Origin of the sequence: Flavobacterium sp. (assembly GCF_035760125.1) — a bacterium.
GTDB lineage: Bacteria > Bacteroidota > Bacteroidia > Flavobacteriales > Flavobacteriaceae > Flavobacterium.
Window position 1 is genome coordinate 1 of sequence record NZ_DASTTN010000293.1, and the last position, 6457, is coordinate 6457.

Below are 6457 nucleotides of genomic sequence, written 5' to 3' on the forward strand. Positions count from 1 at the left end.
CTTTGCTAAAATTTATAAAAATGGCATCAGAAGAGAAATCACTTCATTTTATTGAACAAATTATAGAAGACAGTTTAACAAACGGTTTTCCGCAAGATAAATTACGCTTTCGTTTTCCACCAGAACCTAATGGATATTTGCATATTGGCCACGCCAAATCCATTTGCTTGAATTTTGGTTTGGGTTTAAAGTACAATGCGCCAGTCAATTTACGTTTCGACGATACGAATCCAGCCAAAGAAGAGCAGGAATATGTAGATGCTATCAAAGAAGATTTAAAATGGTTGGGGTTCAATTGGTCTGAGGAATTGTATTCATCTGATTATTTCCAACAATTATATGAATGGGCAGTTACTATGATTAAAAATGGTAAGGCCTATGTTGATAGTCAGTCTTCTGAAGATATGGCAACTCAAAAAGGAACACCAACTCAACCTGGTGTAGATGGACCTTATAGAAATCGTTCTATTGAAGAAAATTTGACTCTTTTTGAAGGAATGAAAAATGGCGATTTTCCTGAAGGAAGTCACGTTTTGAGAGCTAAAATTGATATGGCATCATCGAATATGTTGATGCGTGATCCATTGATGTACAGAATATTACACCGTCATCATCACCGTACAGGAAATGACTGGAATATTTACCCGATGTATGATTATGCTCATGGTGAAAGTGACTTTATTGAACAAATTTCTCACTCTATTTGTACTTTGGAATTTGTGATGCACCGTGAATTATACGATTGGTTTTTGGATCAAATTTATGATGAAAATCAAGTGCGTCCACATCAATATGAGTTTGCTCGTTTGAACTTGAATTATACCGTTATGAGTAAGCGTAAGCTTTTGCAATTGGTACAGGAAAATATAGTTGATGGTTGGGACGATCCTAGAATGCCTACTATTTCCGGTTTAAGAAGACGTGGTTATACTGCAGCTGCAATCCGTAAATTTTGTGAGGTAATTGGAGTTGCAAAACGTGAAAATATTATTGATGTATCACTTTTGGATTTCTGTTTACGTGAAGATTTAAACAAAACGGCCCCTAGAGTTATGGCTGTTTTGGATCCTGTAAAAGTAGTAATCACCAATTATCCAGAAGGAGTAGAGGAGTGGCTTGAAGCTGAAAATAACCAAGAAGATGAATCTGCAGGATATAGAAAAGTGCCTTTTTCTCGTGAATTGTATATCGAAAGAGATGATTTCCTAGAAGTGGCTCCAGCTAAATTTTTCCGTTTGAGTATCGGAAATGAAGTACGCCTTAAAAATGGATATATCATTAAAGGAGAAAGTGTTACAAAAGATGCTAATGGAAATATTACCGAAATTCAAGTTACTTATGATACAGATTCTTTGAGTGGAAGTGGGAGTGAGGCTAGTAAACGTAAAGTGGCTGGAACATTGCATTGGGTTTCCATTTCTCATGCTGTTGAAGCCGAAATTCGTTTGTACGACCGTTTGTTTATAGACGAAGCTCCAGACAGTCATAAAGAGAAAAGTTTCTTGGAATTTATGAATGCTGAATCGTTACAAATCGTTAAAGGTTTTGTGGAACCAAGTTTGTCAGAAGCTAATATTGGAGACCATTTTCAGTTTCAACGTTTAGGTTATTTTGTTGTTGATAAAGATGCAACTGACTTAAAATTAGTATTTAACAAGACAGTTGGACTTAAAGATGCTTGGGAAGAGAAGGACAAGAAAGAAGCTAATCTTTTGATGAATACTCAAAAAGAGATCAATAAATATGTAAAAGAAAAAGACGAAAAGAATGCTTCTTTGCTTTTAAACACCATTGTTGAAAACATCAAATCAATTGATAATTTTAGTTTACTTTGTCAAACATTGGTTAAAAATGTGAAGAATGACAACAATTCTTTATTGTTTGCCAATTTACTTTTGCATTTTTCTGATAAAGTGAAAGCAAATGATATCGATTTAGAGATTGTAAATAAATTATATACTATGTCTTTGAAAAGTCAATTGGCAACGGTACGTATTTTTGTATTATTAAATCTAAAAAGAGATTTAGTTAATAGTTCTGTTTTCGAAGCCCAAATTACAGAATTAAGAAATACTGAAAAAAATGAAAAAGTATTAGAAGTACTTAATTCAATTTAAAATTAACATATAGTTTTTATCAATTAAAAGTGCTTTTTATAAAGCACTTTTTTATTATATATAATATTGATTAATTTTAAAAATATTATAAAAATTAATTATTAAAATCAACCTCCATAAATTAATTTTAAGACGTTTTTAAGTTTTGTCTATGTTAATTTATATTTTTAAAATTTTTATTTCTTAGAAGTTGTTATTTTAATTTTTTATAAAAAATGACCCTTTTTTTATTCACCAATTCTGTTTTCATTACTTTTTTACAAAAAAGTTCTTTTTTATAGATTATAATTTTTTGTGATTATAATTTTATAATAATAGTTTAAAATTATTATTTATTTTTAATATCATTTAATAAATTTTAATAGTTATTATTGATTAAAATTGACTTTCATATGTTCGTTTTAAAACATTTTTATTTATTTTGTATACCAATAGACCATTTTTGTTTTTTATTTCAGACAAAGGTCTAATTTTGATTTTTTAGCCAATATATTCTACTTTAACTGCTTGTTAACACATGTTTGTTAATAAAGTTGTATTTTTATAAGTAGTAACCTTTAAACTTTAAATTTTATGTCAAATAATACTGGGAATACAATTGTAGCTATTTTGGTTGGTGCAGCTATAGGCGCAGGTATTGGAATTTTGTTTGCACCAGATAAAGGATCCAAAACTAGAGAAAAAATTAAAGATGGTTTTGATGATGCCAAACATAATCTTCAGGATAAATTTCATGATGTATCCGAAAAGTTGGTTGGAAAGGCAAAGGATTTAATAGGCAAAGATGATATTGATGGTAATTATCAAAATATTGTTTCTTCATTAAGTCATAAGACTGAGGATGTTATTTCGTTTTTAGAAAATAAATTAGCGGAACTTAAATTAAAAAATGCTAAATTTCAGAAATAAAACCAGCATCTATGGCTTTTGATAAAATAAAAGAAAACACAGATAGTATTCAGGAACAAGCTCAAGCTTATTTTGAAAAGTCAGCTTCTTATTATAAATTGTGGGGTTTCAAGGTTGCAATGAAATCAACAACAATGATTTTGAAGTTTACTTTGATTTTATTGTGTTTTAGTATGGTTTTGTTATTTGGCTCTTTAGCGGCAGCTCTTGCAATTGGTACTTATTATGACAGTTATGCAATTGGATTTTTGATTGTTGGAGCATTTTATTTAATTATGACTTTCCTTTTATTTTTAGTTAAGGAAAAAGTAATTGAAGGACCAATTTTGGAAAAATTTTCAGAAATCTTTTTTAACGATTAATTATGGAGACCAAAAAATATTCATCCTATGCATCAATTGATCGTGACCTAGAAATCTTAAAATTAGAAAAAGAGATTAGCTACCAAAGATTAGTTTTAAGTATTCAAAGAACAAAAGAGACTATAACTCCCGAAAATATTGTCAGTGGATTTTTAGAACCATATAAGGAAGCCATTCCAAATAAATTACTTTCAGTTATTAAAGCTGTGATTCCATATGTTATTAGTTATTTTATAAATAGAAAAAGAGGCAATTAAGCCTCTTTTTTATTGTAAAAACATTTTCTTTTTATGCTGGTTCTACTGAATCTGAAGTATCAGACGGATTATAGTCTATAGCCGTATTATCTGTTTTTTTGACTCTTTTTGGTTGCTTTTTCATTTCTTCTCCAATAATATTTGAAGCAGTAAAACTAGTAACCATACTGTTTAACATATCACTGGCTGCTTGTGGAGAGTTTGGCAGCAATATCAAATTTGAATTTGTGTCTGCGCCAATTGCTTGTAAAGTATCATAATGTTGTGTAATTACTATTAAAGCTGATGCTTCTTGGGAATTTATCCCAACGTTGTTTAAAACTTCTACGCTTTCTACCAACCCACGCGCTATTTCTCTTCGTTGGTCTGCAATACCTTGACCTTGAAGTTTTTTACTTTCTGCTTCTGCTTTGGCTTTGGCCACAATTCTTATTCTTTGTGCTTCAGATTCGAACATAGCTGCTGTTTTTTCCCTATCGGCAGCATTAATTCTATTCATTGCATTTTTCACTTGAATATCTGGGTCTATATCAGTAACCAATGTATTGATAATATCATAACCATAAGTCAACATTGCCTCGTTTAACTCGCGTTTTACACCTATGGCAATGTCATCTTTTCTTTCGAAGACATCATCTAATATCAACTTTGGAACTTCAGCGCGGACAACATCAAATACATAAGCCGTAATCTGATCGTGCGGATATTCTAATTTATAAAAAGCATTATAGACGTGTTCTTGAATCACTTTAAACTGGACTGAAACTTTCATTTTGATGAAAACATTGTCTTTTGTTTTGGTTTCAATCAAAACATCTAATTGTTGAATTCTTAAGTTTACTCGACCTGCAATTCTATCTATTAATGGAATTTTAAATTGTAAACCCGAATTTCTTACGCTCAAGAATTTTCCAAAACGCTCGATAATAATACTCGTTTGTTGCTTTACTGTAAAAAAAGAGGAAAGAAAAATAATCAATCCGAAGATGATTATAAAAATAAAGGAAATGTTCATGGTTTAAGTTTTTAAGTTCGTGTAAGTTATACGTAAGAATATCTTTAAAGTTACAAAAGTTAAGTCTTGTAATTTTATTTAATAATCTATGATTCATAATTTGTTAACAGCCAAGAATTACTATAACTGTATTTTTGATAACTTAATCATAACCTGCTTTTAATGAAACACTTTTACTTTTTAATATTATTATTTAGTGTGAATTCTTTTTCTATGGAATCTTTTCAAAGTTTTATTCTTACTAATAGTGGATCTAAAATTGCTATCAAAACGAATTTTTTTCGAATTGACTATGTTGAAAAGACTGTTTTTTATAAACTTGAAAACTCAGAAATTGAAAAGAAGATAAGCTTTAAAGATTTTGATTTTATTCTCATTGGGAAGAATAAATTTAAAACGTTCAAATTAAACAATTCAAAAGAGATAAATGGCTATTTTGTTTTATCAGAGACTGCTTCTAAATTGCTCATTCTTTCATCTACGTCTTCGGATGATGAGGATAGTAATCTTGTAAATTATGTTTTTTATATAGTAGATTCAAATAGCGGTATATTAGATAGTCTTCAATTTGACAATCTTAAAAAGCCTAAATCAGTCTCAGTACGTGGTGATATTTTTTCTAAAATTCAATTCTATTTTAAAGACTGCAACTTGTTGATGGATCGAATTTCATCATATGATAACACATCTTTTCAGAATCTTAATCTAGCTATTTTAGATTTTTTTAATTCGCCTGTTTATATCGAATGTCTTAAATAAAAAAAGCTCCCAATCATTTTGGGAGCTTTTTGTTTTATAATGTTGCTATTGCATTTTGTAGTCTTGAAATAGTTTCTTGTTTTCCAATGACTTCAACAATATCAAATAGGTGAGGACCTTTCAGTGCTCCAACCAAACTCAGTCGAAACGGCTGCATCACTTTACCCATTCCAATTTCGTTTTTTGTCATCCAATCTTTTACAATTGTTTCAATATTTAAAGAAGTAAAATCACTTATTTCTTCGATTACCGATATTAATTCTTGCATTAATGTAGGTGTTTCAGCTTTCCAATTTTTGCTTGCTTTTTCATCATAACTTGTTGGTGCGATAAAAAAGAAATCACTCATTTCCCAAAATTCAGAAACAAAGTGCGCTCTATCTTTAATCAATGAAACAATTTTTGTCATTTCGATTAATGAATAATATCTATTTAGATGCTTTAATTCAATAATCTTAGAGAATTCTTCAGCTAAAATAGTATCATCTTTTTTCATCAAATATTGATGATTGAACCATTTGTTTTTTTCTGGATCAAATTTTGCTCCCGATTTATGTACTCTTTTTAAATCAAAAGCTTCTGTTAATTCTTCTAAAGAGAAAAGTTCTTTATCGGTTCCATCATTCCAACCTAATAATGCTAAAAAGTTTACAACTGTTTCCGGAAAAAAACCTTTCTCTCTGTATCCAGATGAAATGCCTTCTTCTGTTTTCCATTCCAACGGAAATACTGGGAATCCCATTTTATCTCCGTCACGTTTTGATAGTTTACCGTTTCCAATTGGTTTTAAAATCAATGGTAAATGTGCAAATTCAGGAGCATCCCAACCAAATGCACGGTATAACATTACGTGTAATGGCATGGAAGGCAACCATTCTTCTCCACGAATAACGTGTGAAGTTTCCATTAAATGGTCATCAACGATATTAGCCAAATGGTAGGTTGGCATTCCGTCACTTTTGAATAACACTTTATCATCCAAAAGACTAGTTTCAAATTTCACATCTCCACGAATAATGTCCTGTAAATGCAAAGTTT

Annotated in this window: 7 protein-coding genes; 5 read left to right on the forward strand and 2 right to left on the reverse strand. The window is 30.1% G+C overall.

Features of this window, described 5'->3' with window-relative positions; genetic code table 11:
* Nucleotides 1-20 precede the first annotated feature (20 nt).
* From VFS71_RS10535 to VFS71_RS10550, 4 genes are all read left to right on the forward strand, one after another.
* A complete protein-coding gene (locus VFS71_RS10535) occupies nucleotides 21-2117 on the forward strand; it encodes a glutamine--tRNA ligase/YqeY domain fusion protein (protein WP_326401181.1) in 2097 nt (698 codons plus the stop codon).
* 573 nt (nucleotides 2118-2690) lie between these two features.
* Nucleotides 2691-3026, forward strand: coding sequence for a YtxH domain-containing protein (locus VFS71_RS10540; RefSeq protein WP_326401174.1), 336 nt, complete (start codon nucleotides 2691-2693; stop codon nucleotides 3024-3026).
* Between the two features lie 11 nt (nucleotides 3027-3037).
* The gene (locus VFS71_RS10545) at nucleotides 3038-3388 is read left to right on the forward strand and encodes a competence protein (RefSeq protein WP_326401175.1); all 351 of its coding nucleotides are present in this window, start codon (nucleotides 3038-3040) and stop codon (nucleotides 3386-3388) included.
* A 2-nt stretch (nucleotides 3389-3390) separates the two neighbouring features.
* Nucleotides 3391-3645, forward strand: a complete 255-nt coding sequence (locus tag VFS71_RS10550) for a DUF6327 family protein (protein ID WP_326401176.1) — start codon at nucleotides 3391-3393, stop codon at nucleotides 3643-3645.
* 31 nt (nucleotides 3646-3676) lie between these two features.
* Here VFS71_RS10550 and VFS71_RS10555 read toward each other — a convergent pair whose 3' ends face one another.
* Nucleotides 3677-4660 carry an SPFH domain-containing protein gene (locus VFS71_RS10555; RefSeq protein WP_326401177.1) on the reverse strand — a complete coding sequence of 328 codons (984 nt, stop codon included), beginning with the start codon at nucleotides 4658-4660 and terminating at the stop codon, nucleotides 3677-3679.
* 162 nt (nucleotides 4661-4822) lie between these two features.
* Between VFS71_RS10555 and VFS71_RS10560 the strand changes: the two genes are divergently transcribed.
* Complete coding sequence (locus tag VFS71_RS10560; protein WP_326401178.1) at nucleotides 4823-5419, forward strand: hypothetical protein; 597 nt, start codon at nucleotides 4823-4825, stop codon at nucleotides 5417-5419.
* Between the two features lie 34 nt (nucleotides 5420-5453).
* On the opposite strand, the gene VFS71_RS10565 is transcribed toward VFS71_RS10560, so the two are convergent.
* The coding region (locus VFS71_RS10565) for a glutamate--tRNA ligase (RefSeq protein ID WP_326401179.1) at nucleotides 5454-6457 on the reverse strand (1004 nt) is incomplete at its 5' end.

Coding starts and splice junctions, on each gene's coding strand:
- VFS71_RS10535 (WP_326401181.1), top strand. CDS start 21: ATGGCATCAGAAGAGAAATCACTTCATTTTATTGAACAAATTATAGAA.
- VFS71_RS10560 (WP_326401178.1), top strand. CDS start 4,823: ATGAAACACTTTTACTTTTTAATATTATTATTTAGTGTGAATTCTTTT.
- VFS71_RS10555 (WP_326401177.1), bottom strand. CDS start 4,660: ATGAACATTTCCTTTATTTTTATAATCATCTTCGGATTGATTATTTTT.
- VFS71_RS10540 (WP_326401174.1), top strand. CDS start 2,691: ATGTCAAATAATACTGGGAATACAATTGTAGCTATTTTGGTTGGTGCA.
- VFS71_RS10550 (WP_326401176.1), top strand. CDS start 3,391: ATGGAGACCAAAAAATATTCATCCTATGCATCAATTGATCGTGACCTA.
- VFS71_RS10545 (WP_326401175.1), top strand. CDS start 3,038: ATGGCTTTTGATAAAATAAAAGAAAACACAGATAGTATTCAGGAACAA.